Genomic DNA, 25,271 nt, shown 5'->3' with positions numbered 1-25,271 from the left:
GGCGTGGGGGGCCTCGGGGACAGCGGGCGATGCACGTGCCGATGGAGCGACCCCGGCGCGCGGCTGCGGTGCCGTGGGGAGGCCGCGCGTCAGTGGAGGGAAGAGTGCCACCGAGGGCATGTACGTGTCAGGAGCCCGGCGGCAAGTTGGCCGGAATCCGTCCGTTGACGAAAGACCGGCGTCCGCATAGCGGTACGGGCCCGCCCGGAGGCGAGCCCGTACCGCTGCTGGTGACCGTGCGCGAAACCGTCAGGCCAGGCTGTCGCGCCAGGCCCGGTGCAGATCCGCGAACCGGCCCGTGCCCGCGATCAGCTCCGCCGGGGAGCCGTCCTCCACCACGCGCCCCCCGGCCATCACCAGGACGCGGTCCGCGATCTCGACCGTCGACAGCCGGTGCGCGATGACCACCGCCGTGCGGCCGCGCAGCACCGTGGCCATCGCCCGCTGGACGGCCTGCTCGCCCGGGATGTCCAGCGAGGACGTGGCCTCGTCCAGGATGAGCACCGCCGGGTCGGCGAGCAGCGCCCGCGCGAACGCCACCAGCTGGCGCTGGCCCGCGGAGATCCGGCCGCCGCGCTTGCGCACGTCGGTGTCGTAGCCCTCCGGCAGGGCCGCGATGAAGTCGTGCGCGCCGATCGCCTTCGCCGCCTGCTCGATCTCCGCCCTGGTTGCCTCCGGGCGGCCGATGGCGATGTTCTCCGCGACGGTGCCGGAGAAGAGGAAGGCCTCCTGCGTGACCATCACCACCCCGCGCCGCAGCTCCGGCCCGGCGAGGGCGTCCAGCGGCACGCCGTCGAGGAGCACCCGGCCCTCCGTGGGGTCGTAGAAGCGGGCCAGGAGCTTGGCGAGCGTGGACTTCCCGGCGCCCGTCGAGCCGACGACGGCGACCGTCTGCCCGGCGTGCAGCGTCAGGTCGAAGCGGGGCAGGACCTCGCCGCCGGTGCGGTAGGCGAAGCGCACCTTCTCGAAGACGACCTCGCGGCCGGGCATCGCGGACCGGCGCTCCGGCAGCGCCCGCGGCTCGGCGGGCTCGGGCACGCCCGGCCGCTGCGCCAGCAGGCCCGCGATCTTGTCGAGCGAGGCCGCCGCCGCCTGGTAGGAGTTGAGGAACATGCCCAGCTGGTCGATCGGGTCGTACAGCCGCCGCAGGTAGAGCACGGCCGCCGCGAGCACGCCCAGCTCCAGCCCCCCGCCGGCCACCCGGTACGCACCCCACAGGACGACCGCGGCGAGCACCACGTTGGCCACGAGGCGGGAGAGGAAGACGTAGCGGGCCATCTCCAGCATCGCCCCGGCGTTGGCGTCCTTGTGCTCCTCGTTGAGCTTCGCGAACTGCCTTTCGTTGGCGCGCTCGCGGCGGAACGCCTGGACCGGCCGGATGCCGTTCATGGTCTCGGTGAACTTCACGATCACCGCGGCGATCGCCGTGGAGCGCCTGCGGTAGACGGCCCGTGCCCGGCGGTCGTACGAGCGCATCAGCAGCCGCAGCGGCACGAACGAGAGCACGGCCACGGCACCGATGCCCCAGTCCAGCCAGAGCAGGGTGACCGAGATGTACACAACGGCCAGGCAGACGCCGACGAGCTCCTGGAGGCCGTCGTTGATGAGCTCCCGGATCGACTCGACGTCGGTGGTCGCCCGGGAGATGAGCCGCCCGGAGGTGTAGCGCTCGTGGAAGTCGACGCTGAGCGACTGGGCGTGGCGGAAGATGCGGCCGCGCAGGTCGAGCAGCACGTTCTGGCCGATGCGCGCCGAGAGCCGGATGAAGACGTACTGCAGCAGGCCCGCGGCCAGGGCGCTCACCACGTACGCGACGCCGACGGCGATCAGCGGGCCGTAGTCGCCGCGGCGGACGGCCGGCACGGCCCGGTCTATGGCGACGGCCACGAGGAGCGGGCCGGCCTGGACGGCGGCCTGCTGGAGCAGCAGCGCCAGGGCGCTCAGCCGCAGCCGGCCGCGGGCGGGGGCGAGCAGCGAGCGCAGCAGCGCCCGGGAGGCGCCCTTCGGCGCGGGCAGGACGTCCTTGTCGAACGGGTCGTCCGGCGCGGGGCCGGCCCCGGGAGCCGTCTGCTCCGGGCCGGTGGTCGTCCGGTCGGGGGCGGTCGTCATCGCCTGCCTCCCTCGTGCCGTGCGTACGGAGCGTCCGCCGCGCCGCCGCGGTCCTCGTCGCCCGCCATCAGCAGGGCGTACTCCCGGCTGGTGCGCAGCAGTTCGTAATGGGTGCCCACGGCGGCGATGCGGCCCCCGGAGAGCAGGGCCACGCGGTCGGCGAGCAGGACCGTGGAGGGGCGGTGCGCGACGACGAGCGCGGTCGTGCCGGCGAGCACCTCGCGCAGGGCCGCCTCCACGAGCGCCTCGGTGTGCACGTCGAGCGCGGACAGCGGGTCGTCCAGGATGAGGAAGCGCGGGTCGCCGACGACGGCGCGGGCGAGCGCGAGCCGCTGCCGCTGGCCGCCGGACAGGCTCAGGCCCTGCTCGCCGACCTGGGTGCGGGTGCCCTCGGGGAGGGAGTGCACGAAGCCGGCCTGCGCGACCTCCAGGGCGCGGTGCAGCTCGGCCTCGCCGCCGCCGTCGGCGCCCATCAGCACGTTCTCCCCGACGCTCGCGGAGAACAGCGTCGGGTCCTCGAAGGCCACGGAGACCAGCTCGCGCAGCCGTTCGCGCGGCATGGCGGCGATGTCCCGGCCGTCCAGGGTGATCCGCCCGCACGTCGCCTCGTGGAGGCGGGGGATGAGGGCGGTCAGGGTCGTCTTGCCGCTGCCCGTGGTGCCGACGAGGGCCATCGTCTCGCCGGGCCGGATGTGCAGGTCGACGCCGTCCAGGACGGGCGGGGCGTCCGCGGGGGCGTCGGGATAGCGGAAGCCGACGCCCTCCAGGCGCAGGCCGGCGCGCTCCTGCGGCTCCCCTTGCGGCTTGCCCTCCGGCTTCCCCCGCGCCTTCCCCTGAGGCGGGACGCCCGCGGCCCGGGAGGCGGTCTCCTGCCGCGGCACGGGGGCGTCCATGACCTCGAAGTAGCGGTCGGCGGCCGTGGCCGCCTCGTTGGCGATCGCGATCAGGAAGCCGATCGACTCCACCGGCCAGCGCAGCGCCAGGGCCGTCGAGAGGAACGCCACCAGCGTGCCCGCCGACAGGTCGCCGTCGGCGACCTGGAGCACGCCGAGCACCAGCGCCGCGCCGATCGCCAGCTCCGGCAGGCTCATGATGAACGCCCAGAGCAGCCCGAGCAGGTGGGCCTTGTGCAGCTCGGTGCCGCGCAGCCGCCCCGCGAGCGCGGCGAAGGCCCGCTCCTGGCCGCGGTGGCGGCCGAAGCCCTTGATGATGCGGATGCCGAGCACGCTCTCCTCGACGACCGTCGCGAGGTCGCCGGACTGGTCCTGGGCGGTGCGCGCGGCCCGGGAGTAGCGCTCCTCGAAATACGCGCAGAGGATCACCAGCGGCACCACCGGGGCGAGCAGCACCAGGCCCAGCACCCACTGCTGTATCAGCAGGACGACGAAGCCCGCCACGATCGTCGCCCCGTTGACCAGCAGGAAGGTCAGGGGGAAGGCGAGGAAGATGCGCAGCAGCGTCAGGTCCGTCGTGGCGCGCGAGAGCAGCTGGCCCGAGGCCCACCGGTCGTGGAAGGCGACCGGCAGCCGCTGCAGGTGTCCGTAGAGGTCCGCCCGCATGACCGCCTCGACCCGGGCGAGCGGGCGCGCGGTGACGAACCGGCGCACCGCGAACAGCAACGCCTCCAGCAGCCCGAGCAGGAGCACCAGCCCGCCGCCCAGCCACACGCCGGACGGGTCGCCGCCGGCGACCGGGCCGTCCACGATCCACTTGAGCGCGAGCGGGATCGCCAGGCCGGCGCACGACGCGACGATCGTCACCGCGGCGGCCGTGGCCAGCCTGCCGCGCACGGGGCGCACGTAGGGCCACAGGCGCAGCAGGGAGCGGACGGCGGAGCGGCTCCGGTCCGGACGGGAAGGTTCGGGGGGTTCACGGGTCTCTGTCATCAGGAGCGAGACTACGGTTCGCCACTGACAACGCTCACGTGGTTTTTCACCCCCAAGGTCCGCTTAGCGCAACAGAATTGGAGCTTCCGGTCCCGGTTCCGGCCCCTCGGAGCCCTCCGTCGCCACCCGCCACAGGAGCACCGAACGCGCCCCCACCGTGACGCTCCTCCCGGCAGCACGGCGCTCGCCCGGCGCCGCCCCCTGCTCCTCGCGCGCCGTGTCCACGAGCAGCTCGTACGCGGCCGCCCACGGCGGCCCCGGCAGCGTGAACGCCACGTCCCGCGCCCCCGCGTGGAGCACGGCGAGGAAGCTGTCGTCCGTGACCGGCTCGCCCTGCGGCCCGCGCTGCGGGATGTCGCGCCCCGAGAGGTACATCCCGAGCGTCGCCGCCGGCGCGTACCAGTCGGCCTCCGTCATCTCCGTGCCCGCCGCCGTGAACCAGGCGAGGTCCCGCAGCCCGTCCGCGCTCTGCGGCCGGCCCGAGAAGAAGGCGCGGCTGCGCAGCACGGGATGCGCGCGGCGCAGCGCGAGGAGCCGGCCGCACAGGTCGGCGAGCGCGCGCCAGCCCGGGTCCGCCAGCAGCGACCAGTCCGTCCAGCTCGTCTCGTTGTCCTGGCAGTACGCGTTGTTGTTGCCGCCCTGGGTGCGGCCCATCTCGTCGCCCGCGAGCAGCATCGGCACGCCGGTCGACAGCAGCAGCGTGGTCAGCAGGTTCCGCAGCTGCCGCCGCCGCAGCGCCAGCACGGCCGGGTCGTCGGTGGGGCCCTCCGCGCCGCAGTTCCAGGACCGGTTGGCGTCGCTGCCGTCGCGGTTGCCCTCGCCGTTGGCCTCGTTGTGCTTGTGCTCGTAGCTCACCAGGTCGCGCAGCGTGAAGCCGTCGTGGGCCGTGACGAAGTTGACCGAGGCGTACGGGCGGCGCCCGCCCCAGGCGTAGAGGTCGCTGGAGCCGGCCAGCCGGTAGCCGAGGTCGCGCACGTCGGGCAGCGCGCCGCGCCAGTAGTCCCGCACGGCGTCGCGGTAGCGGTCGTTCCACTCGGTCCACAGCGGGGGGAAGGCGCCCACCTGGTAGCCGCCCGTGCCCACGTCCCACGGCTCGGCTATCAGTTTGACCCGGCGCAGCACCGGGTCCTGGGCGATGACGGCCAGGAACGGCGAGAGCATGTCGACGTCGTGCATGGAGCGGGCCAGGGCCGCCGCGAGGTCGAAGCGGAAGCCGTCGACGCCCATCTCCGTCACCCAGTAGCGCAGGGAGTCGGTGATCAGCCGCAGGACGTTCGGCTGGACGACGTGCAGGGTGTTGCCGCAGCCGGTGTAGTCGGCGTAGCGGCGGCGGTCGGCCTGGAGCCGGTAGTAGCGGCGGTTGTCGATGCCCTTCAGGGACAGCGTGGGGCCCAGCTCGCCGCCCTCGGCGGTGTGGTTGTAGACGACGTCCAGGATGACCTCGATGCCGGCCGCGTGCAGGGCCCGCACCATGCGCTTGAACTCGCCCACCTGCCGGCCGTCCGTCCCGGTCGCCGCGTAGCCGGCGTGCGGCGCGAAGTATCCGATGGAGTTGTAGCCCCAGTAGTTGCGCAGGCCGCGCCCCAGCAGGTGGTCCTCGTGCGCGAACTGGTGCACCGGCAGCAGTTCCACGGCCGTCACCCCGAGCCGCACCAGGTGCTCGACGGCCGCCGGATGCGCGAGCCCGGCGTACGTGCCGCGCAGCTCCTCGGGGATCCCCGGGTGGAGCTTGGTGAAGCCGCGCACGTGCAGCTCGTAGATGACCGAGTCGGGCCACGGCGTCTTGGGGCGCTGGTCGTCCGCCCAGTCGTCGCCGTCCGCCACGACCACGCCCTTGGGCACGTACGGGGCCGAGTCGCGCTCGTCGCGGACGGTGTCGGCGACGTGCCGCTGGGGCCAGTCGCGCACGTGCCCGTACACCTCGGGAGGCAGGGAGAAGTCGCCGTCGACCGCCCGGGCGTAGGGGTCCAGGAGCAGCTTGGCGGGGTTCCAGCGGGCACCCGTCCAGGGGTCCCAGCGGCCGTGGACGCGGTAGCCGTAGCGGCGGCCCGGCAGGACGCCGGGGACGAAGCCGTGCCATATCTCGTGGGTCAGCTCGGTCAGGGGCAGCCGTAAGCCGCCCTCCGGGGCGTCTCCTGCGCCGCCGGGCCCGCCGTCGAACAGGCACAGTTCGACGGCCTCCGCGCCGCCGGCCCACAGGGCGAAGTTCGTCCCCGCCGGGGCACCCCCGGCGGCGGGCTTGAAGCGGGCTCCGAGCGGCTCGGGGCTGCCGGGCCACACGGCGGGGCCGGCGGGCGGCCGCGGGGCCGGCTCCGGGCGGGAGCGGCCGTTGACCCGGCCGGCGGTCGTCTCCGGCCGGGCCGCGGGGCGCCGGGCCCGGCCGCCGCCGGACTCGTCTCCCCGTTCCGCCTCTTGCTGGGATGCGCTGGACACGTCTTCGCCTCCGGCGGCTCTCGGGCAGCGCGCCGGGCGCCCGGCGTCCCGTGCCGGGCGGCGCGGTCCTCGTCCTGCCCCAGTTCTGCCCAGAAGCAAGCGCGCGCTCACAGGGCCGTACCCTCCGTCACCCCGGGCCGGAGCACTCAGGTGGCCGGATTATGATGCTCACCTTCAGCCACGGGGATCACCCCTGCCGCATGTCTCGTACCACCGTTCCCATTTGGGACCGAACGGTGACATAGCACGGGGCGGCGGCGCCGGAGCCCTGTGGTTATCTATCGCCAGCGCGTGAGCCGCGCTCCGGGGGCGCCGCGTGGCCGCGGGCCGTGCGAGGGGAGACAACCGATTTGAACGTGCAGCTGATACCGAGCAGGCGCGCAGCCCGCCGCAAGGGGCTGTTCGCGCTGCTGCTCGGCGCGCTGATGCTGCTGGTCACCGCCTGCGGCGGTGACGACGACGGGAAGAAGGGCGGCGCCAAGAAGGTGCCGGACGGCCCGTCGGAGGCCGTCGTGGCCATCGCGCCGGACGACGGCGCGAAGAACGTCGAGACGTCCGGCAAGCTCAAGGTGACCGTGGACAAGGGCAGCCTGACGTCGGTGAAGGTCGCCGACGCCAAGGGCCGCACGGTCGAGGGCAAGATCCTTGACGGCGGCAGGGCCTGGGAGCCGACGGCGCACCTCGGCGCCTCCACGCAGTACACCGTCGACGCGCTGGCCAAGGACAAGGACGGCCGCCCGTCGGCCAAGCACGCGTCGTTCACGACCCTCACGCCGCAGAACACCTTCGTCGGCTACTTCACGCCGGAGGACGGCAGCACGGTCGGCGTGGGCATGCCCGTATCGATCAATTTCAGCCGCGGCATCACCGACCCCAAGGCCGTCGAGCGTGCCGTCAAGGTGACCGCCGAGCCCGCGGTCGAGGTCAAGGGGCACTGGTTCGGCAACGACCGCCTCGACTTCCGCCCCGAGAAGTACTGGGCCCCCGGCACCAAGGTGACGGTCGACCTGAACCTCGACGGCGTCCAGGGCCGCCCGGGCGTGTACGGCTCGCAGAACAAGAAGCTGAAGTTCACCATCGGCCGCAGCCAGGTCAGCACGGTCGACGCCAAGTCCCACCAGATGACGGTCGAGCGCGACGGGAAGCCGCTCAAGACGATCCCGATCTCCGCCGGCGCCCCCGCCAACCCCACGTACAACGGCCAGATGGTCATCAGCGAGAAGCACGAGGTGACGCGCATGAACGGCGCCACCGTCGGCTTCACCAACGGCGACGGCAAGGGCGAGTACGACATCCCGGACGTGCCGCACGCGATGCGCCTGTCCACCTCCGGCACCTTCCTGCACGGCAACTACTGGTCCGGGTCGTCCACCTTCGGTTCGGCGAACGCCAGCCACGGCTGCGTGGGCCTGGAGGACGAGCGCGGCGGCGGCGACCCCAACACCCCGGCCGCCTGGTTCTTCAGCAACTCCCTCGTCGGCGACGTCGTGATCGTCAAGAACTCCGACGACAAGACGATCAAGCCGGACAACGGCCTCAACGGCTGGAACATGCCGTGGTCGGAGTGGGGCAAGAGCAGCCCCCAGGCAGGCTGACGACCGGACCGACGGAGGGGACGGAAACGTCCCTTCACCCGGTGCCCCGCGGCCCGGTGCGCTTGTGACCGAGCGCACCGGGCCGCTCGGCGTTAACCGGGGCTAACCTGAGCGCCATGACTGTGCATCTTGAGGTTGCCGACGGCGTGGGCACCGTCCGCCTGGACCGCCCGCCGATGAACGCGCTCGACATCGCCACCCAGGACCGCCTCCGCGAGCTGGCCGAGGAGGCCACCCGGCGCGACGACGTCCGGGCCGTCGTCCTGTGGGGCGGGGAGAAGGTGTTCGCCGCCGGCGCGGACATCAAGGAGATGCAGAAGATGGACCACGCCGCGATGGTGGCGCGGTCCCGCGGCCTCCAGGACGCCTTCACGGCCGTCGCCCGCATCCCCAAGCCCGTCGTCGCCGCCGTCACCGGCTACGCCCTCGGCGGCGGCTGCGAGCTCGCGCTCTGCGCCGACTTCCGGATCGCCGCCGACAACGCCAAGCTCGGCCAGCCCGAGATCCTGCTCGGCCTGATCCCCGGCGCGGGCGGCACCCAGCGGCTGTCGCGCCTGATCGGTCCGTCCAAGGCCAAGGACCTCATCTTCACCGGCCGTCAGGTCAAGGCCGACGAGGCGCTCTCCCTCGGCCTGGTCGACCGCGTCATGCCCGCCGCCGAGGTCTACGAGCAGGCGCACGCGTGGGCGGCGCGGCTCGCCGCCGGCCCCGCGCTGGCGCTGCGCGCCGCCAAGGAGGCCGTGGACACCGGTCTGGAGACCGACATCGACACCGGGCTCGCCATCGAACGGAACTGGTTCGCCGGGCTGTTCGCGACCGAGGACCGCGAGATCGGTATGCGCAGCTTTGTCGAGGACGGACCGGGTAAGGCCAAGTTCGTCTGATCCCCGGCCGGTTGGCGGCGGTTCGTGAGCGAGCCGCCGCCCGCACCGGTGTTGACGCGGGGTCGTGCCGGTGTCCACCCGGGGTGCCTCTTGTGGGGGAATTACGCGCCGTGCACGCCCACGCGCGACGGCTCGTCCGGCCCCCTTCGCAGACCTTTCCTCAGGCCGTGGTCGCCGCAGGTCAGTAGCGGTTTCGGGGAGATCGCCTGCCCTTGGCATATGTCGTCGCGGCGCCTCGGAGCAGTTCCTTCCGGTCAGGTGAATCCCCGGGTTCCGGCCCCGGCCGTGCTTGCGGCGGCCATCATGGGGGCATGGCGGGCCTGGAGGGAACGGAGCAGCCACGGCAGCGGGGAGGCACGGCCGCTGTCCGCTGGTCGCCGACCGTGGAGGACGAACTGGCGCTCAGGGCGCTCGATCTGTACGGCAACCCCACGCAGGGCGAGGTGCGCCTGCCCTCCCGCCCGGAGTCGGCCGTCGCCGCGCGGCGGCTCACCCAGACGGTGGTGCTGCGCCACTGGGGCCTGTCGGGCCAGCTGACCGAACACGCCGTCCTGCTGGTCTCCGAGCTCGTCGGCAACGCCGTACGGCACACGGGCGCGCGCTACTTCGGCCTGCGGATGCTGCGCCGGAGGGGCTGGATGCGGATAGAGGTCCGCGACCCCTCCCGGGGGCTGCCCTGCCTCATGCCCGTGCGCGAGCTCGACACCACCGGCCGTGGCCTGTTCCTCGTCAACAAGCTCTCCGACCGCTGGGGAGTGGATTTGCTGGCGCGCGGCAAGACCACGTGGTTCGAGATGCGCGTCGCCGACCGCTGACGCAGAGGCCCGCAAACGAAGAGGCCCGCAAACGAAGAGGCCCCCATCCGCCGGCGTGCGGCGGAGCGGGGGCCTCTTCGTGCGCCGCGGAGAATTGGGGTGTGTTCCGCGGCGTGTGGACGACCGGGCTCGGGTCAATGAGGGGTCGTGGTGTTACGACTATGGCAGACGGGGCGCCTTCCAGCCAAAACCGCTATCTGTTCAATTCGGGCAAGGGGTCCCATTTCTCTCGGAAATCAAAGGTGAGCTGAGCCACGTGCCTTGAATTTGGCGAATAGATCATGGGGATCGCTTATTTTTATGCGGAATTACGGAGAGTGATGCCCGGCCGTGATCAGATGTTCGCAAAGGGGCCGCTACTCTGTGCCGGGTCACAACGCCGCACCGGCACAGCACACCAAAAAGGGGAGGCTCCCATGGCTGACATCGAGAGCGCACGCGAGACGTTCGCCAAGTTCGACATCGACGGCGACGGGTTCGTCACGGCCGCCGAGTACAAGAAGGCCATGGCGCAGCTCGGCGACCACTACGTCACCGAGACCGTCGCCCAGTCGATCATCGACTCCAAGGACGCCAACGGCGACCGCCTCATGTCCTTCGACGAGTTCTGGGCGTCCGTCAACAAGGGCTGAGCCGCACGGGGACGGGCGGCGCAGCAGCCGCGGCCGGTCAGCGCCAGCCGCGCCGCTGCGCCCCGGCCCGCCGCCGCCGGTCGTTGCACAGCAGGCACCGGCCCCAGCCCGGCGGCAAGGGGTCGTTCTTGTCCCCGTAGAGGGGATCCACGGGGCCCTTGGGGTGCTCCGAGCAGCCCGTGGCCCCCAGCCCGCCGCCCAGGGCGCTCGCCGCGGTCAGCGCCCTGCGCAGGGCGTCCACCAGCTGCTCGGCCTCATGGGGCGCGGGCGCGGCGGCGTCGAGGGAGAAGGCGATGTCCGAGGCGGTGGTGAGCGCGCTCTGGAGTTCGCGCAGGTCTGCGTAACTCATGCCTGCGAGCCTAACCGCCGCCACTGACAACGCGGCCCCGCCGCCCGCCGCCCGCCGCGCGGCCCTCTGCGGTACGGTCGGCGCCATGCCGGAGGCCCAGGACACCCAGTACCTCGCCGTGATGACGACGACCGACAGCGAGGAGCGCGCCCGGCACCTCGCCGCCGCCGCCGTCGAGGCGCGGCTCGCCGCCTGCGCGCAGATCGACGGCCCCGTCACGAGCGTCTACCGCTGGCAGGGCGGCGTGCAGAGCGACACCGAGTGGCGCGTCCTCTACAAGACCACCGCCGACCGCTACCGCGAGCTCGAACTCCGCATCAAGAGCGAGCACACCTACGACACCCCGGAGATCATCGCCACCCCCGTCACGGCGGGCAGCGACGAGTACCTCGCGTGGCTTCGGGCCGGAACGCGCGTCAGCCGCCGCTGAGGAGCCAGCTCCGCTCGGCGCCCGCGGAGCCCGGATCCCGGACCGCCCGCACCCCCTCGCCCGTGGCGTCGCGCGAGGTGCCGGTGCGGTGGGCGGCCTGCTCCCAGATCCGGCCGTCCGCCTCCGCGACCACCTTCAGCCGCCCGGCCGTGCCGGCCGGCCCGGTGCGGAAGCGCTGCTCCGCCGCGTCCGCGTCGCACGGCGCGGTCACCAGTAGCGCGCCCGGTCTGCCGCTGCCGGTGGCGATGCAGCGGTAGGGCTGGGCCTGCGAGGAGAACTGGTGCGTGGCGGAGCTGTAGACCCAGGTCTGGGCCGCCCGCCCGGACTCCCGGCACGGCTGCAGGGCCACCAGCCAGGGCCGCGGTGCGCCGTGCGGGTCGCGGTAGCCGGACCCTTCGGCGGTCAGGCAGCCGCCGTGCGCGCCGTTGTGGATGCGCACGGCGCCGCCGGGCGCGGGGGGCGTGGATCCGGCGTCGGCGCCGGCCGTGGGTGCCGCGACGCCGAGGGCGGCGACGGCGCCGAGGATCGCTGCGGTGGCGCGGAGGGGATGGCGCATGGCGAAGGCTCCTCCATCAAGGGGTGAACGCAACGGAACGAGGGCGTTGACACTACTGACGGCGCCGGGGCGCTGACACGGTGTTTCCGGTCATGGTCATTTTCACTCGGCCCCTCGTGATCACTCGGGATATCCTCGGCCAAAACTTTACGAAGTGACGAAGTACGGACAAAGGACAGTTCAGACACTTGAAGGCGATACGTAAGAGCGTCGTGGCGGCCACCGGGATCGCGCTCGCCCTGAGCCTGGCCGCGTGCGGTGGCGGCGGCGCCGGCCGGCAGAAGGATGATGCCGGTGCCGACACGGCGCTCAAGACGGCTGACCCGGTCACGGCTCTGAAGGCGGCTGTGGCCAAGGGGGCGGAGCAGAACACCTACCGCACCAAGGGGATGCGGAAGAACCACGAGGGTGAGTTCACCACCGAAGGCGCCTACCAGGTGAAGCCCGACGCCTCCGACGGCAAGGACGTGGGGCCGAAGACCGCCGATGCGCCGGACGGCGTCTCCCACGTCATCTACGTGGACGACAAGATGTACGTCAACACGGCGAAGATCCCGGGCAAGAAGTGGTGGACGCTCGACATGAAGGGTGCCGAGGACCCGGATGCGTCCGAGCCCTTCGTCCTGACGGCGTCCGCGCTCGCCACCGCCGAAGACGTCAGGAACACGGGTGTCGAGACGGTCGGCGGCCGCCGCGCAGCCCACTACGAGGGCACTGTCGTCCTGTCCCGGCTCGCCGCGTACAAGGGCGACGCCATGAAGGAGAAGGACCGCGACTTCTACGTGAAGACCCGCAAGGACGAGGGCTTGGAGAAGGTCGCCGTCGGCGTCTGGGCGGACAAGGACGGCGTGATCGTCAAGACCGAGGAGTCGGGCAAGGGCTCCAAGGGCGAGTACCGCAGGGCCGACGAGTACAGCGACTACGGCGCGGACCTGAAGATCCAGCCGCCGCCGGCCGCGGACACGGCCACCGAGAAGGAGGCCTTGGAGGTCGCCAAGGACCTGCCCGGCAACAAGCTGTAGGACACGCGACGGGCGGGGGCCGGGATCCGGCCCCCGCCCGTCGTCAGCAGATCAGCACTCGATGATGTTCACGGCGAGGCCGCCGCGTGCCGTCTCCTTGTACTTGACGCTCATGTCCGCGCCCGTCTCCTTCATGGTCTTGATGACCTTGTCGAGGGAGACGTGGTGGCGGCCGTCGCCGCGCAGGGCCATGCGGGCCGCGGTGACCGCCTTCGCGGCGGCCATGCCGTTGCGCTCGATGCACGGGATCTGCACCAGGCCGCCGACCGGGTCGCAGGTCAGGCCCAGGTTGTGCTCCATGCCGATCTCGGCGGCGTTCTCCACCTGCTCGGGGGAGCCGCCGAGCACCTCGGCGAGGCCGCCGGAGGCCATGGAGCAGGCCGAGCCGACCTCGCCCTGGCAGCCGACCTCGGCGCCGGAGATCGAGGCGTTCTCCTTGAAGAGCATGCCGATCGCGCCCGCGGCGAGCAGGAAGCGGACGATGCCGTCCTCGTCCGCGCCCGGCACGAAGTTCATGTAGTAGTGCAGGACGGCCGGGATGATGCCGGCGGCGCCGTTGGTGGGCGCGGTCACGACGCGGCCGCCCGCGGCGTTCTCCTCGTTGACGGCCATGGCGTAGATCGTGATCCATTCCATGGCGCGGGCCTGCGGGTCGCCCTCGGCGCGCAGCTGGCGGGCGGTGTTCGCGGCGCGGCGGCGGACCTTCAGGCCGCCCGGCAGGATGCCCTCGCGGGACAGGCCGCGCGAGACGCAGCCCTGCATCACGCGCCAGATCTCCAGGAGGCCCTCGCGGATCTCCGTCTCCGTGCGCCAGGCCTTCTCGTTCTCCATCATCAGCGCGGAGATCGACAGGCCCGTCTCGCGGGAGAGGCGCAGCAGCTCGTCACCGGTGCGGAAGGGGTACTTGAGGACGGTGTCGTCCAGCTTGATGCGGTCCTCGCCGACCGCGTCCTCGTCCACGACGAAGCCGCCGCCGACGGAGTAGTAGGTCTTCTCCAGCAGGGGGGCGCCGGCCTCGTCGTAGGCGAAGAGGGTCATGCCGTTGGCGTGGTACGGCAGGGAGCGGCGGCGGTGCAGGATCAGCTGCGTCGACTCGTCGAAGTCGATCTCGTGGGTGCTGCCGATCTCCGCGCCGAGCAGTCGCAGCCGCTTCGACTCGCGGATCCGCTCGACCTCGGTGTCCGCCAGCTCGACGTCGACCGTGCGCGGGGAGTAGCCCTCCAGGCCCAGCAGGACGGCCTTGGGGGTGCCGTGGCCGTGGCCGGTGGCGCCGAGGGAGCCGAAGAGCTCGGCCCGCACGGAGGCGGTGTGGGCCAGCAGGCCCTCGTTCTTCAGCCGCCGCGTGAACATCAGCGCGGCCCGCATGGGGCCGACCGTGTGGGAGCTGGACGGGCCTATGCCGATCGAGAAGAGATCGAAAACGGAGATGGCCACGGTGGCTGCTCCCTGTCTGCTTGGAGGTGGTACGGGGTGGTGCTGGGGGGTGGGCCCCGAGGGGCGAGCCCTGGGGGCGCACCCGGTGGTACGGGGCGCGTGGTGCGGGGCACCGGGCGCTCACTCTTCAGTGTGCCCGGTGCCCCGTACAAGCGGGTGAATCGGATGCCGATGTGTTACTTCAGCCCGGGGTACAGCGGGTGCTTGTCCGCCAGGGCCGTGACGCGGCCGCGCAGGGCCTCCGCGTCGTAGGACGGCTTCAGCGCCTCGGCGATGATGTCGGCAACCTCACGGAAGTCCTCCGCCTGGAAACCGCGCGTGGCGAGCGCCGGCGTGCCGATGCGCAGGCCCGAGGTGACCATCGGGGGCCGCGGGTCGTTCGGGATGGCGTTCCGGTTGACCGTGATGCCGACCTCGTGGAGACGGTCCTCGGCCTGCTGGCCGTCCAGCTCGGAGTTGCGCAGGTCCACCAGCACCAGGTGCACGTCCGTGCCGCCGGAGAGGACGGAGACGCCCGCCTCGGCGACGTCGGCCTGCACCAGGCGCTCGGCCAGGATCTTCGCGCCCTCCAGCGTACGCTGCTGGCGCTCCTTGAACTCCTCGCTGGCCGCGACCTTGAAGGAGACGGCCTTCGCGGCGATCACGTGCTCCAGCGGGCCACCCTGCTGACCGGGGAAGACGGCAGAGTTGATCTTCTTGGCCAGCTCGGCCGTGGAGAGGATCACACCGCCGCGCGGGCCGCCGAGGGTCTTGTGCGTGGTGGTGGTCACGACGTGCGCGTGCGGCACCGGGGAGGGGTGCAGCCCGGCGGCGACGAGGCCCGCGAAGTGGGCCATGTCGACCATCAGGTACGCGCCGACCTCGTCGGCGATCCGGCGGAAGGCCGCGAAGTCCAGCTGGCGCGGGTACGCCGACCAGCCGGCGACGATCAGCTTCGGGCGGTGCTCCTTGGCGAGGCGCTCGACCTCCTCCATGTCGACCAGGTTGGTCTGCTCGTCGACGTGGTAGGCGACCACGTTGTAGAGCTTGCCGGAGAAGTTGATCTTCATGCCGTGGGTCAGGTGCCCGCCGTGGGCCAGGTTCAGGCCCAGGATGGTGTCGCCCGGCTGGAGCAGCGCGAACATCGCGGCGGCGTTGGCCTGCGCACCGGAGTGCGGCTGGACGTTCGCGTGCTCGGCACCGAAGAGCGCCTTGATCCGGTCGATGGCGATCTGCTCGACGACGTCGACGTGCTCGCAGCCACCGTAGTAGCGGCGGCCGGGGTAGCCCTCGGCGTACTTGTTGGTGAGGACCGAGCCCTGGGCCTCCATGACCGCGACCGGAGCGAAGTTCTCCGAGGCGATCATTTCGAGGGTGGACTGCTGGCGGTGGAGTTCGGCGTCGACAGCGGCGGCGACGTCGGGGTCGAGCTCATGGAGGGAGCTGTTCAGAAGCGACATGAGTTCTTCCTGGACTTCCTGGGCGGAGGAGGAGGTGAGGGCGAGGTCAGCCTGCGGTGAAGGCGTCGTACTCGGCGGCGGAGAGGAGGTCCGCCGGCTCGTCCGTGATCTTCACCTTGAACAGCCAGCCGCCCTCGAAGGGGGCGGTGTTCACCAGCGCGGGGTCGTCCACCACGGCCTGGTTGGCCTCGGTGACCTCGCCGGTCACCGGGGAGTACAGGTCGCTGACCGACTTGGTCGACTCCAGCTCGCCGCAGGACTCGCCCGCGGTGACGGTGTCACCGACGGGCGGGAGCTGGGCGAAGACGACGTCACCGAGCGAGTTGGCGGCGAACTCGGTGATGCCGACCGTGGCCACGCCGTCCGCGTCGACGGCCGACAGCCACTCGTGCTCCTTGCTGTAGCGCAGCTGCTGGGGGTTGCTCATGGCTAGATTCTCCTGGATGCGCGTGAGTGCTTGTGCAACGGGTCTTGACAGGTGGGACGAGAGGGCTCCGGAATCCGGGAAAGCCCTAGCGCTGCCGCTTGTAGAAGGGCAGGGCGACGACCTCGTAGGGCTCGTGGCTGCCGCGGATGTCCACGGCCACGCCCGCCGTGCCGGGCTCGGCGTGCGCCGCGTCCACGTAGGCGATGGCGATCGGCTTGCCGAGCGTGGGGGAGGGGGCGCCGGAGGTGACCTCGCCGACGACCTCGCCGCCCGCCACCACCGCGAAACCGGCCCGCGGCACGCGGCGGCCCTCGGCGATCAGCCCGACGAGCTTGCGCGGCGGCTGCGCCTCGGCCCGCTCCGCGGCCGCCCGCAGCGCGGCGCGGCCCACGAAGTCGCCCTCCTTCTCGAACTTCACGACCCGGCCCAGGCCCGCGTCGAACGGGGTGGTCGCGGTCGTCAGCTCGTGGCCGTACAGCGGCATGCCCGCCTCCAGGCGCAGCGTGTCGCGGCAGGACAGCCCGCAGGGCACGAGGCCGGCGTCCGCACCGGCCTCCGTGAGGGCCTTCCACAGCTTCTCGGCGTCGCCCGGGGCGACGAACAGCTCGAAGCCGTCCTCGCCGGTGTAGCCGGTGCGGGCGATCAGGGCCGGGACGCCCGCGACGGTGCCCGGCAGGCCCGCGTAGTACTTCAGGCCGTCCAGATCGGCGTCCGTCAGCGACTTCAGGATGCCCGGCGAGGCCGGGCCCTGGACGGCGAGGAGCGCGTACGCGTCGCGGTCGTCGCGGACCTGCGCGTCGAAGCCGGCGGCGCGCTCGGTCAGCGCGTCGAGCACCGTCTGCGCGTTGGAGGCGTTGGCCACGACCATGTACTCGGTCTCGGCCAGGCGGTAGACGATCAGGTCGTCGAGGATGCCGCCGTCCTCACGGCAGATCATCGTGTAGCGGGCGCGGCCGGTGGTGACGCTCCCTATGTTGCCGACCAGGGCGTAGTCCAGCAGGGCGGCGGCCTGCGGGCCGGTCACGGTGATCTCGCCCATGTGCGAGAGGTCGAAGAGGCCCGCGCGGGTGCGGACCGCGACGTGCTCGTCGCGCTCGCTGCCGTAGCGCAGCGGCATGTCCCAGCCGGCGAAGTCGGTCATGGTCGCGCCGAGCTCGCGGTGCAGGGCGTCGAGGGCGGTGCGGCGAGGGGTGTCGGTCATGGTGTGGGCTCCCGGACATGGCAGTGAGGACGTCCTCCCCATCTGTCATCGGAACCTGAGAGGTTCACCGGAAGCCACCGCGACACGCGGGGGGCCGGCTTGCACCTTGGGTGGAGCCGCACGCGGCGGCCCGCTTTTCAGATCTGCCTCGTCCGCGCGGTACGGGGCCTGAGAGATTCAAGGGAGGAACTTGCTCCTTCGGCGCCCAGCGTGCACGACGTGGCGTGCCGGCTGGGACTCTCCCGCGCGGATTCGAGCGGCCGGTATGCAGTTGGATTCGCAGTTGGCGCGCACATCATTGCACGTACGAGCGCGATGCGGACTGCCTGGCGGGCCTCGAATTCGATTACCTTGCCTTTACGTTCCGTGGGTAGGGGCCGGTGACGGGCAGTGACCGGCCCGGGGGAGGGCAGAACCGATGGGAACAGCACCGGCAGCACCGGCAGCGGGGTCGGCCGCGGCGCAGGGGCCTCCGGCGCCGCCGGCGCTGCCCCCGGCCGGGGTGCTGGACCTGCGCGGCGGCGCAGGTCCTGCGCAGCTGCGCTTCCCCGCGGGCGACCTGCTGATCGTCTCGGGGCTGCCCGGGAGCGGGAAGTCCACGCTCATCCGGCGCGCGGTGGCCGCGCTGGACGCCCGGGACGGCGTCGTGTGGTGCGTCGACTCCCAGGACGCCCGCGAGCGGCTGGAGCGGCGCGCGCCCGCCCGGCTGCCCTACGGCGCCTACCGGCCCCTCGCCCGGCTCGCCCACTACGCGGCGCTGCGGCGCGCCCTGCGCTCCGGCGCGAGCGTCGTCGTGCACGACTGCGGGCAGCGGGGGTGGGTGCGCCGCTGGGTCGCGCGCGACGCCCGCCGCCGGGCCGCGGCGGCCCACCTCCTGCTCCTCGACGTGCCGCCGGCCGCGGCGCTGGCCGGGCAGGCGGCGCGGGGGCGGGGCGTCTCGCCGCACGCGTTCGGCAAGCACCGCCGGGCGATGGCCCGCCTGACGGCGGACCTCGCGGCGGGCCGCCTGCCGGCGGGCGTTGCGTCGGCGGTCCTCCTGGACCGCGGGGCGGCGGAGGCGCTCGGGGAGATCACGTTCGGGTAGGCGGCAGGAGGCGCAGGGCACCGCCCGCCCGCTACAGCGGCAGCGGCGTCGGCAGCGGCATGCCGCCGCCCGCCAGGGGGAGCTTCGCCAGGAGGTCCTTCACCACGGACAGGGCCTCGTTGATCGCCGCCTGGACGCCCGCCGAATCGTTCCTCTCCGCCGCGCCGACCAGCTTCCGGACCGCCGCCCCCAGCTTCCTCAGCAGGTCCTGCACGTCGCCCACGGGATCCGTCGCCGGGCGCCCTGTGCTCCCGGGCGGGTACTGCCTCAGGGAGTCGCCGAGCCGCCCCGTCGCCGACTGCAGCCGCTGCTGCATCTCCTTGAGCGCGTCCACGTCCGGCGTCTTCGACTGCGCCTCCTTGCCGATCCGGGAGAACAGGGTGAGCGCCTCTCCCAGCTGCCCCACCGCGTCGAGCTGCTGCTGGGCCGCGGCCGTCTTCGGCACCGCGGCCGGGGGCACGACGACCGACATGTCGGGGTCGGGCGCGTTCACGGCGGCCAGGGACGGGCCCGCGACGGCCACGGCGACCGAACCGCAGGCGACGACGGCTATCGCCGAGGCGGCGAACTTGGTGACACGCATGCTCAGGCGTCCCTTCGGCGATCGGGCGGCTACCCGGTCACCGTCGGACGCGCGGTGGCCCTGCGCAACCCGATGGCCACGGTCGGTCCCCGCAGACGGCTCGGCGGCCACCGGTCCGGCACCGCCTGACCTGGGACATCACCGCCCATTTCGGCGCCCCGCGGGAGCGGGCGGGGGTTCAGCCGTTAGGGTGCGGGTGCGGCCTTGTCGAGACGGTGGTTGGACGGCGTTGGACGAGTTGGACGAGATGAGCATCCCCGGGCAGCACGGCGGCTGGAACCCGGCGCCCGGCGGCGCGCCCGCAGGCGGCGCGCCCACGGCCGGCGCCCCCGCCGGCAGCGCCCCCGGCTGGCCCGCCAACGAGCTCGAAGAGGTGCTCGCCGCCTCCGTGGGCGTGCCCGGCGCCGGCCCCCGCATCGTGGAGGCGCTCGGGCGCAGCCACGTCTGGATCCCGCTCCCGGCCGGCGGCGGCCAGGACAGCCCCGACCTCGACGTGCCCACCCTGGAGCTCGACGGCGCGGCCTTCGTGCCCGTCTTCAGCTCCGAGGGCGAGCTCCTGCGCGTCGCGGGCGAGCGCATGCCGTACGCGGTGGCGCCCGCCGTCGAGTTCGCCCGCGGCCTGCCCCCGCAGGTCGGCATCGTCGTCAACCCCGAGGGCTCCGTGGGCGCCCCGCTGCCCCCGCCGGCCGTCGCCGAGCTGTGCCGGGCCGGCCGCACCCTCCTGGACGGCGACCCCACCGGCGGCCGCGTGCGCCTCTTCGAGCCCGACTGGCAGGACGAGCCGACGGCCTTCCTGGCCGCCGCGGGCCTGGAGTTCGCCGCCGCCCGGGTCGTGCGGACCGCGCGCCGCGCCCTCGCCAGCATCGAGGGCGCCGCCCCCGCGCTGTTCATCGGCGTCGAGCTCGACCTGCCGGACCCGGACAGCCGCACCGCGGCGCTGGACGGCCTCGGCCGCGCCCTCGGCTCCGTGCCCGTGCCCTGGCCCGTCCAGCTGGTCTTCCTCGACGTCGCGCGGGACCCGGTCGGCGACTGGATGCGCGACCGGATCCGTCCGTTCTACGACCGCGACCTGTGACTCCTCCCCTGTCCGCCGCGGCGGGCTCGTAAGCTGGTCGGACGACACGGGGGCGCGCCCTGCGCTCCCCGGGTCGCAGCAGCAGTCAAGGCCGAGAGAAGAGGCGGACCCAGGTGAGCGCGGGCGCGGAGAGCGGCGTGGAGCAGATGCTGCGCCAAGTGGCGCCCGGCCGGTACGACGCCTACGAGGCGCTGCTGCGGTCGCTGGCGGAGGGCCGGGTCTGGATGCTGCTCTGGCACGGCCAGGCCGGCTCGCCCGACGCCCAGTACGGCAACATGGAGGTCGAAGGGCTCGGCTACGCCCCGTGCGTGACGTCGGCCCAGGAGCTCGCCGCGAGCGGCTGGAACCGCGCGCACGAGGTGATCTCCGGCCGTGCCGTCGCCGAGGCCCTCTACCCCGGCCGCTGGGGCCTGTGGCTCAACCCGCACGCGCCCGGCGGCGGCGTCGGCGTCCCGTGGCTCGACCTGCGCCGCATCGCCGGCGGCCTGGACCGGCTGCCGGCCGGGCCGCTGCGCCTGAGCGAGCCCGGCGTGGAGATCCCGCAGTTCTACGCCCTCCTCGGGCAGAACGCCCACCGCACCCCCGCGGTGCGCTCGCTGCGCCGCGCCTGGGTGCAGCCCGCCCTCGGCAGCGCGTACCTGGCCATCGGCCTGGACCTCTACGACACCTCGCCGGGCGCCGTCGCGTCCGTGCGGCTGATGATGCAGCAGTCGGTCGGCGCGGTGCCCGACGGCCTGCCGGTGTCCACGGTCGCGATGTCGGACGAGCACGACCCGGTCGCGATGTGGATGCGCGCCAACGCCCGCCCGTTCTACGACCGCGACGCCCACGGCGCGCCCGCCGCTCCTTCCGGTTACGGCTACCCCCCGCAGACCGGCGCCTACTGACGGCTCCTCCGGCAGGGCCGCCGGAGGGATCTCCGCGCGCCCCGCCGCCCGCCGCGTGCCCCGAAGGCCGATCACGGTTGTCCGTATAACGGAACTCCCCTGGACACATCACGGTTGCGCATCCTTTGCCGACCGGGTCTGGCGGGTGATCGCGAAGGCGTTGAAGACTCCCGCCACAAGGACTTGGGGTCCTGCGTACGACCAGCTCCGCGTGCACGTCCCGCAACTTCTCGCACCATCGCACCTTTCGCACCAGTGATGTGAACCAGCCGCATGCGCGGCGGGCGTTGGGCCGGCGAGCGCCGGCCGAGGGGGGTCCACCAGACGATGACGGCACCACTGCACGACACGGACGCGGCGCAGACCGCTGCCGTCGACCTCGCCGCCGACGTCCCCGCCAAGGCGATCGAGGGCCGGTCCCCCTGGCGGATCGCCTGGGTGCGGCTGAAGCGCGACAAGTTCGCCCTGACCGGCGGCGCCGTCGTGCTGCTGCTCGTCCTCGTGGCGGTCTTCGCCCCGCTGATCGTGGGCGCGCTCGGCCACCCGCCCAACGAGTTCCACGAGGACCAGATCGACCCCCTCTTCAGCACGCCCAAGGGCGACTGGGGCGGCATCAGCTCGGACTTCCTCTTCGGCGTCGAGCCCACCAACGGGCGCGACGTCTTCAGCCGCATCGTCTACGGGGCCCGGGTCTCGCTCCTCGTGGCCTTCCTGTCCGCCGTCGTCGCGGTCGCCATCGGCACGGTGTTCGGCATCGTGGCCGGCTTCTTCGGCGGCTGGGTCGACGCCGTGATCAGCCGGGTCATGGACCTCCTGCTGGCCTTCCCGCAGCTGCTGTTCATCATCGCGCTGGTGTCGGTGGTCCCCGACTCCCTGTGGGGGCTGACCGGTTCGGGCGTGCGCATGGGCGTGCTGATCGCCGTCATCGGCTTCTTCGGCTGGCCCTACATCGGGCGCATCGTGCGCGGCCAGACCCTCTCGCTCAGGGAGCGGGAGTACGTCGAGGCCGCGCGCAGCCTCGGCGCGGGCCGCGGCTACATCCTCTTCCGCGAGCTGCTGCCCAACCTGGTCGCGCCGATCACCGTGTACACCACGCTGATGATCCCCACCAACGTCCTCACCGAGGCCGCCCTCAGCTTCCTCGGTACCGGAGTCAAGCCCCCCACGGCATCGTGGGGCGAGATGCTCGCCAGAGCCGTCGACCACTACGAGGCGGACCCGCTCTTCATGATCATCCCGGGTCTCGCCATCTTCGTCACGGTCCTCGCGTTCAACCTCTTCGGCGACGGTGTCCGGGACGCCCTGGACCCCAAGGGGTCGCGCTAGCGCGCGCCGAGGGCCCGCACCCGCCGTTCCGTTCGTGTCCCAACCGCCCCTGCCGACCCGTCAGGAGGCGCACGTCCGCAAACCCGCCGGCCCTGCCCGGGCGGCGACGATCACGGAGGTCGCGACACCTTGAGAACACAGAGAACTGCAAGGCGGAGGTCCGCCGCCGGGGCGGCCCTCGTGGTCGCGGCCCTGGTCACGACGGCCGCCTGCGGCAGCGGCGGCAGCAGCAAGAGCGACGGCGGCGACGGCAAGGGCGCGGGCTTCAACGCCGCGGTCGGCAAGATCGCGAACGCGTCCGACAAGAAGGGCGGCGAGCTGAAGTTCATCGGCACGCAGGACGCCGACTCCTGGGACCCGCAGCGCGGTTACTACGGGTTCATGTGGGACTTCGCCCGCTACTACGCCCGCACGCTGATCACCTCGAAGCCGGCCGCCGGAGCCGGGAGCACCGAGCTCGTGCCGGACCTGGCCACCGACACCGGCAAGGTCTCGGACGACAAGAAGACCTACACCTTCACCCTGCGGCCCGGGGTGACCTGGGAGGACGGGCAGCCCGTCACCGCCCAGCAGGTCAAGTACGGCATCGAGCGCACCTGGGCCACCGACAAGATCTCCGGCGGCCCCACCTGGCTGATGCAGGTCCTGGACCCGGAGAAGACGTACAAGGGCCCGTACAAGGACGAGACCAAGGACAAGCTGGGGCTGAAGGCGATCGAGACGCCGGACGAGAAGACGATCGTCTTCAAACTGCCCAAGCCCAACGGCGACTTCCTGCAGATGATCGCGATGCCCGCCGCGGCGCCGGTCCGCCCGGACAAGGACACCGCCGAGCGCTACGGCCAGAAGCCGTTCTCCAACGGGCCGTACAAGTGGGTCTCGTACACCCCGAACAGGGGCCTGGAGCTGGTCCGCAACGACAAGTGGAACAAGGACTCCGACCCGGTCCGCAAGGCCCTGCCGGACAAGATCTCCGTCACGCTGATCACCAACGCCGACGACATGGACAACCGGCTGATCAAGGGTGACTACGACCTCGACATCAACGCCACCGGCATGGGCTCGGCGGGCCGGCAGAAGGCCCTCAAGGAGTACAAGGGCAACGTCGACAACCCGCAGACCGGCTTCATCCGCTACGCGGCCTTCCCGAAGACCGTCGCCCCGTTCGACAACGAGCACTGCCGCAAGGCCGTCATCTACGGCGCCGACCACACCTCGTTGCAGACCGCGCGCGGCGGCCCCCAGGCCGGCGGCGACCTCGGCATCAGCATGCTGCCGCCCGCGGTCAAGGGCTTCGACCCGGCGTACGACCCGTACAACATCAAGCAGGGCAAGCCGGACGTGGCCAAGGCCAAGGAGGAGCTGAAGGCCTGCGGCAAGCCCGACGGCTTCAAGACGACGATCGCGGTGCGCAACAACAAGGCGCAGGAGGTCGCCACCGCCGAGTCGCTCCAGGCGTCCCTGAAGGCCGTCGGCATCGACGCGCAGATCGACAAGTACGACGGCGCGCAGAGCACCGGCATCATCGGCTCGCCGCAGAACGTCAAGGCCAAGGGCTACGGCATCATCATCATGGGCTGGGGCTCCGACTTCCCCAGCGGCCAGGGCTACCTCCAGCCGATCGCCGACGGCCGCTTCGTCCAGCAGAGCGGCAACCAGAACTACCCCGAGCTCGACGACCCCGCGATCAACAAGACCTTCGACGAGGCCATCGCCGAGACCGACGTCGAGAAGGCCGGGAAGATCTACCAGGAGGCCAACAAGAAGGTCATGGAGGGCGCCTGGTACCTGCCCTTCACGTACGAGAAGAACATCATCTGGCGCAGCTCCCGGCTGACCAACGTCTACACGGCCGACGCCTACAACGGCCGCTACGACTACGCCTCGCTGGGCGTCGTCAAGTGACCCGTCCGGCAGAGCCAGTGACAGAGCCAGAGCCAGTGACAGACCGTCCGCTCCGCCGGCGCACCCGCCGCTAGGCCCGAAGGGCAGGTGAGGGCCGAGCGCGACGGCCGGGGACGCCCCCCTCTTCCCCAGGGGGGCGCCTCCGGGCCGCCGCCGGGCCGACCGCAGTGTTCGCTTACATCGTCAGGCGGCTGTTCGCCGTCATCGTGATGCTGCTGGTGGTCATCCTCGTGACCTTCGGCATCTTCTTCGCGATCCCGAAGCTCACCGGGTCCGACCCCGCGCTGCTGTACATCGGCAAGCAGGCGGATCCGGCGGCCATCGAGGGCATCCGCGAGAAGCTGGGGCTCGGCAAGCCGATCCTCGAACAGTTCTGGGACTTCGTCAGCGGGATCTTCGCCGGCCGGGACTACTCCAGCGCGAACGGCACCGTCGACTGCCCGGCGCCCTGCTTCGGCTACTCGTTCAAGCACGAGAACCCCATCTGGCCCGAGCTGACGAGCCGGCTGCCCGTCACCCTCTCGCTCGCCGGCGGCGCCTGCGTGCTGTGGGTCACCGGCGGCGTCCTGACCGGCGTCGTCTCCGCCCTCAAGCGCGGCACCGTCTGGGACCGCACCGCCATGACCGTCGCGCTCGGCGGCGTCTCCCTGCCGATCTACTTCACCGCCCTGCTCTCGCTCGCGGTCTTCAAGTACAAGCTCGGCTGGGTCGGCGGCGAGTACACGTCCTTCTCCGAGGCCCCCGGGAGCTGGTTCGGCGGCCTGATCCTGCCCTGGGTCACCCTCGCCTTCCTCTACGCGGCGATGTACGCGCGGCTGACCCGCGCCACCATGCTGGAGGTGCTCGGCGAGGACTACATCCGCACCGCCCGCGCCAAGGGGCTCGCCGAGCCCGTCGTCATCGGCAAGCACGCGATGCGCTCCACCATGACGCCCATCCTCACCGTGCTCGGCATGGACCTCGGGGCGCTGGTCGGCGGCGCCATCCTCACCGAGACGGCCTTCAGCCTGCCCGGCCTCGGCCAGGCCGCGGTCGCCGCCATCAACGAGCGCGACCTGCCGATGATCCTCGGCGTCACGCTCATCACCGCCTCGGCCGTCGTCTTCGCCAACCTCGTCGTGGACCTCCTGTACGCCGTGATCGACCCCCGAGTGAGGCTCTCGTGACCACCGCCCCCGCCCCCGCCCCCGGCCCGGGGG

At 72.3% G+C, this 25,271-nt stretch carries 22 protein-coding genes and 1 riboswitch; of the genes, 12 read left to right on the top strand and 10 right to left on the bottom strand.

Annotated elements, in window-relative coordinates; translation table 11 throughout:
• Nucleotides 1-249 precede the first annotated feature (249 nt).
• The 3 genes from ACSNOH_RS19620 to glgX all read right to left on the bottom strand — a co-directional run bounded on the left by ACSNOH_RS19620 (nucleotide 250) and on the right by glgX (nucleotide 6,428).
• Nucleotides 250-2,109 (bottom strand): ABC transporter ATP-binding protein, encoded by a 1,860-nt coding sequence (locus ACSNOH_RS19620; protein ID WP_436722669.1) that lies wholly within the window; start codon nucleotides 2,107-2,109, stop codon nucleotides 250-252.
• Nucleotides 2,106-3,995: an ABC transporter ATP-binding protein gene (locus ACSNOH_RS19615; protein WP_436722668.1), complete on the bottom strand. Its 1,890-nt coding sequence runs from the start codon at nucleotides 3,993-3,995 to the stop codon at nucleotides 2,106-2,108. The genes ACSNOH_RS19620 and ACSNOH_RS19615 overlap by 4 nt, the downstream gene beginning before the upstream one ends.
• A gap of 63 nt (nucleotides 3,996-4,058) precedes the next feature.
• Complete coding sequence (gene glgX / locus ACSNOH_RS19610) at nucleotides 4,059-6,428, bottom strand: glycogen debranching protein GlgX (protein WP_436722667.1); 2,370 nt, start codon at nucleotides 6,426-6,428, stop codon at nucleotides 4,059-4,061.
• 425 nt (nucleotides 6,429-6,853) lie between these two features.
• Here glgX and ACSNOH_RS19605 point away from each other — a divergent pair, with 425 nt between their 5' ends.
• The 4 genes from ACSNOH_RS19605 (at nucleotide 6,854) to ACSNOH_RS19590 (ending at nucleotide 10,354) form a co-directional block, all read left to right on the top strand.
• Nucleotides 6,854-8,023, top strand: coding sequence for a L,D-transpeptidase (locus ACSNOH_RS19605; protein ID WP_436722673.1), 1,170 nt, complete (start codon nucleotides 6,854-6,856; stop codon nucleotides 8,021-8,023).
• Nucleotides 8,024-8,139: 116 nt separating this feature from the next.
• Nucleotides 8,140-8,907, top strand: a complete 768-nt coding sequence (locus tag ACSNOH_RS19600; RefSeq protein WP_436722666.1) for an enoyl-CoA hydratase/isomerase family protein — start codon at nucleotides 8,140-8,142, stop codon at nucleotides 8,905-8,907.
• A gap of 206 nt (nucleotides 8,908-9,113) precedes the next feature.
• Nucleotides 9,114-9,722 (top strand): ATP-binding protein, encoded by a 609-nt coding sequence (locus tag ACSNOH_RS19595; protein WP_436722672.1) that lies wholly within the window; start codon nucleotides 9,114-9,116, stop codon nucleotides 9,720-9,722.
• Nucleotides 9,723-10,138: 416 nt separating this feature from the next.
• A complete protein-coding gene (locus ACSNOH_RS19590) occupies nucleotides 10,139-10,354 on the top strand; it encodes an EF-hand domain-containing protein (protein ID WP_436722665.1) in 216 nt (71 codons plus the stop codon).
• Nucleotides 10,355-10,391: 37 nt separating this feature from the next.
• Here the strand turns inward: ACSNOH_RS19590 and ACSNOH_RS19585 are convergent, their stop codons facing one another.
• Nucleotides 10,392-10,703: a hypothetical protein gene (locus ACSNOH_RS19585; protein WP_436722664.1), complete on the bottom strand. Its 312-nt coding sequence runs from the start codon at nucleotides 10,701-10,703 to the stop codon at nucleotides 10,392-10,394.
• 85 nt (nucleotides 10,704-10,788) lie between these two features.
• On the opposite strand from ACSNOH_RS19585, the gene cutA reads away from it, so the two are divergent.
• Entirely contained in the window at nucleotides 10,789-11,133 is a 345-nt protein-coding gene (gene cutA, locus ACSNOH_RS19580) for a divalent-cation tolerance protein CutA (protein ID WP_436722663.1), read from the top strand.
• Here the strand turns inward: cutA and ACSNOH_RS19575 are convergent.
• Nucleotides 11,120-11,689 carry a ricin-type beta-trefoil lectin domain protein gene (locus ACSNOH_RS19575; RefSeq protein WP_436722662.1) on the bottom strand — a complete coding sequence of 190 codons (570 nt, stop codon included), beginning with the start codon at nucleotides 11,687-11,689 and terminating at the stop codon, nucleotides 11,120-11,122. The two genes, cutA and ACSNOH_RS19575, sit on opposite strands and share 14 nt — an antisense overlap.
• A 188-nt stretch (nucleotides 11,690-11,877) precedes the next feature.
• On the opposite strand from ACSNOH_RS19575, the gene ACSNOH_RS19570 reads away from it, so the two are divergent.
• Nucleotides 11,878-12,711: a hypothetical protein gene (locus ACSNOH_RS19570; protein ID WP_436722661.1), complete on the top strand. Its 834-nt coding sequence runs from the start codon at nucleotides 11,878-11,880 to the stop codon at nucleotides 12,709-12,711.
• 51 nt (nucleotides 12,712-12,762) lie between these two features.
• Here ACSNOH_RS19570 and ACSNOH_RS19565 read toward each other — a convergent pair whose 3' ends face one another.
• From ACSNOH_RS19565 to gcvT, 4 genes are all read right to left on the bottom strand, one after another.
• Complete coding sequence (locus ACSNOH_RS19565; RefSeq protein ID WP_436722660.1) at nucleotides 12,763-14,145, bottom strand: L-serine ammonia-lyase; 1,383 nt, start codon at nucleotides 14,143-14,145, stop codon at nucleotides 12,763-12,765.
• Between the two features lie 176 nt (nucleotides 14,146-14,321).
• Complete coding sequence (gene glyA, locus ACSNOH_RS19560) at nucleotides 14,322-15,584, bottom strand: serine hydroxymethyltransferase (RefSeq protein WP_436722659.1); 1,263 nt, start codon at nucleotides 15,582-15,584, stop codon at nucleotides 14,322-14,324.
• A gap of 46 nt (nucleotides 15,585-15,630) precedes the next feature.
• A complete protein-coding gene (gene gcvH, locus ACSNOH_RS19555) occupies nucleotides 15,631-16,011 on the bottom strand; it encodes a glycine cleavage system protein GcvH (protein ID WP_436722658.1) in 381 nt (126 codons plus the stop codon).
• 85 nt (nucleotides 16,012-16,096) lie between these two features.
• The gene (gcvT, locus tag ACSNOH_RS19550; RefSeq protein ID WP_436722657.1) at nucleotides 16,097-17,212 is read right to left on the bottom strand and encodes a glycine cleavage system aminomethyltransferase GcvT; all 1,116 of its coding nucleotides are present in this window, start codon (nucleotides 17,210-17,212) and stop codon (nucleotides 16,097-16,099) included.
• A 147-nt stretch (nucleotides 17,213-17,359) separates the two neighbouring features.
• A riboswitch (glycine riboswitch) is annotated at nucleotides 17,360-17,467 on the bottom strand.
• A 163-nt stretch (nucleotides 17,468-17,630) separates the two neighbouring features.
• Between gcvT and ACSNOH_RS19545 the strand changes: the two genes are divergently transcribed.
• Nucleotides 17,631-18,296: an AAA family ATPase gene (locus ACSNOH_RS19545; protein WP_436722656.1), complete on the top strand. Its 666-nt coding sequence runs from the start codon at nucleotides 17,631-17,633 to the stop codon at nucleotides 18,294-18,296.
• A 31-nt stretch (nucleotides 18,297-18,327) separates the two neighbouring features.
• Here the strand turns inward: ACSNOH_RS19545 and ACSNOH_RS19540 are convergent, their stop codons facing one another.
• Nucleotides 18,328-18,879 (bottom strand): hypothetical protein, encoded by a 552-nt coding sequence (locus ACSNOH_RS19540; protein ID WP_436722655.1) that lies wholly within the window; start codon nucleotides 18,877-18,879, stop codon nucleotides 18,328-18,330.
• A gap of 247 nt (nucleotides 18,880-19,126) precedes the next feature.
• On the opposite strand from ACSNOH_RS19540, the gene ACSNOH_RS19535 reads away from it, so the two are divergent.
• The 5 genes from ACSNOH_RS19535 (at nucleotide 19,127) to ACSNOH_RS19515 (ending at nucleotide 25,238) form a co-directional block, all read left to right on the top strand.
• Entirely contained in the window at nucleotides 19,127-19,954 is an 828-nt protein-coding gene (locus ACSNOH_RS19535) for an enhanced serine sensitivity protein SseB (RefSeq protein WP_436722671.1), read from the top strand.
• A 146-nt stretch (nucleotides 19,955-20,100) separates the two neighbouring features.
• Nucleotides 20,101-20,841: an enhanced serine sensitivity protein SseB C-terminal domain-containing protein gene (locus ACSNOH_RS19530; RefSeq protein ID WP_436722670.1), complete on the top strand. Its 741-nt coding sequence runs from the start codon at nucleotides 20,101-20,103 to the stop codon at nucleotides 20,839-20,841.
• Between the two features lie 327 nt (nucleotides 20,842-21,168).
• The gene (locus ACSNOH_RS19525) at nucleotides 21,169-22,167 is read left to right on the top strand and encodes an ABC transporter permease (protein ID WP_436722654.1); all 999 of its coding nucleotides are present in this window, start codon (nucleotides 21,169-21,171) and stop codon (nucleotides 22,165-22,167) included.
• A gap of 129 nt (nucleotides 22,168-22,296) precedes the next feature.
• Nucleotides 22,297-24,072 carry an ABC transporter substrate-binding protein gene (locus ACSNOH_RS19520; RefSeq protein WP_436722653.1) on the top strand — a complete coding sequence of 592 codons (1,776 nt, stop codon included), beginning with the start codon at nucleotides 22,297-22,299 and terminating at the stop codon, nucleotides 24,070-24,072.
• 167 nt (nucleotides 24,073-24,239) lie between these two features.
• Nucleotides 24,240-25,238, top strand: coding sequence for an ABC transporter permease (locus ACSNOH_RS19515; protein ID WP_436722652.1), 999 nt, complete (start codon nucleotides 24,240-24,242; stop codon nucleotides 25,236-25,238).
• Nucleotides 25,239-25,271 lie beyond the last annotated feature (33 nt).

Origin of the sequence: Streptomyces sp. URMC 127 (genome assembly GCF_051386535.1) — a bacterium.
GTDB lineage: Bacteria > Actinomycetota > Actinomycetes > Streptomycetales > Streptomycetaceae > Streptomyces.
The sequence above is the reverse complement of the archived record's forward strand: the minus strand, read 5'-3'. Positions and strand labels throughout refer to the sequence as shown.

Excerpts from the sequence above, each read along its gene's own strand:
- ACSNOH_RS19620 (WP_436722669.1), bottom strand. The coding sequence starts at position 2,109 with ATGACGACCGCCCCCGACCGGACGACCACCGGCCCGGAGCAGACGGCT.
- ACSNOH_RS19615 (WP_436722668.1), bottom strand. The coding sequence starts at position 3,995 with ATGACAGAGACCCGTGAACCCCCCGAACCTTCCCGTCCGGACCGGAGC.
- ACSNOH_RS19605 (WP_436722673.1), top strand. The coding sequence starts at position 6,854 with ATGCTGCTGGTCACCGCCTGCGGCGGTGACGACGACGGGAAGAAGGGC.
- ACSNOH_RS19600 (WP_436722666.1), top strand. The coding sequence starts at position 8,140 with ATGACTGTGCATCTTGAGGTTGCCGACGGCGTGGGCACCGTCCGCCTG.
- ACSNOH_RS19590 (WP_436722665.1), top strand. The coding sequence starts at position 10,139 with ATGGCTGACATCGAGAGCGCACGCGAGACGTTCGCCAAGTTCGACATC.
- ACSNOH_RS19585 (WP_436722664.1), bottom strand. The coding sequence starts at position 10,703 with ATGAGTTACGCAGACCTGCGCGAACTCCAGAGCGCGCTCACCACCGCC.
- cutA (WP_436722663.1), top strand. The coding sequence starts at position 10,789 with ATGCCGGAGGCCCAGGACACCCAGTACCTCGCCGTGATGACGACGACC.
- ACSNOH_RS19575 (WP_436722662.1), bottom strand. The coding sequence starts at position 11,689 with ATGCGCCATCCCCTCCGCGCCACCGCAGCGATCCTCGGCGCCGTCGCC.
- glyA (WP_436722659.1), bottom strand. The coding sequence starts at position 15,584 with ATGTCGCTTCTGAACAGCTCCCTCCATGAGCTCGACCCCGACGTCGCC.
- gcvH (WP_436722658.1), bottom strand. The coding sequence starts at position 16,011 with ATGAGCAACCCCCAGCAGCTGCGCTACAGCAAGGAGCACGAGTGGCTG.
- gcvT (WP_436722657.1), bottom strand. The coding sequence starts at position 17,212 with ATGACCGACACCCCTCGCCGCACCGCCCTCGACGCCCTGCACCGCGAG.
- ACSNOH_RS19545 (WP_436722656.1), top strand. The coding sequence starts at position 17,631 with ATGGGAACAGCACCGGCAGCACCGGCAGCGGGGTCGGCCGCGGCGCAG.
- ACSNOH_RS19540 (WP_436722655.1), bottom strand. The coding sequence starts at position 18,879 with ATGCGTGTCACCAAGTTCGCCGCCTCGGCGATAGCCGTCGTCGCCTGC.
- ACSNOH_RS19535 (WP_436722671.1), top strand. The coding sequence starts at position 19,127 with ATGAGCATCCCCGGGCAGCACGGCGGCTGGAACCCGGCGCCCGGCGGC.
- ACSNOH_RS19530 (WP_436722670.1), top strand. The coding sequence starts at position 20,101 with ATGCTGCGCCAAGTGGCGCCCGGCCGGTACGACGCCTACGAGGCGCTG.
- ACSNOH_RS19525 (WP_436722654.1), top strand. The coding sequence starts at position 21,169 with ATGACGGCACCACTGCACGACACGGACGCGGCGCAGACCGCTGCCGTC.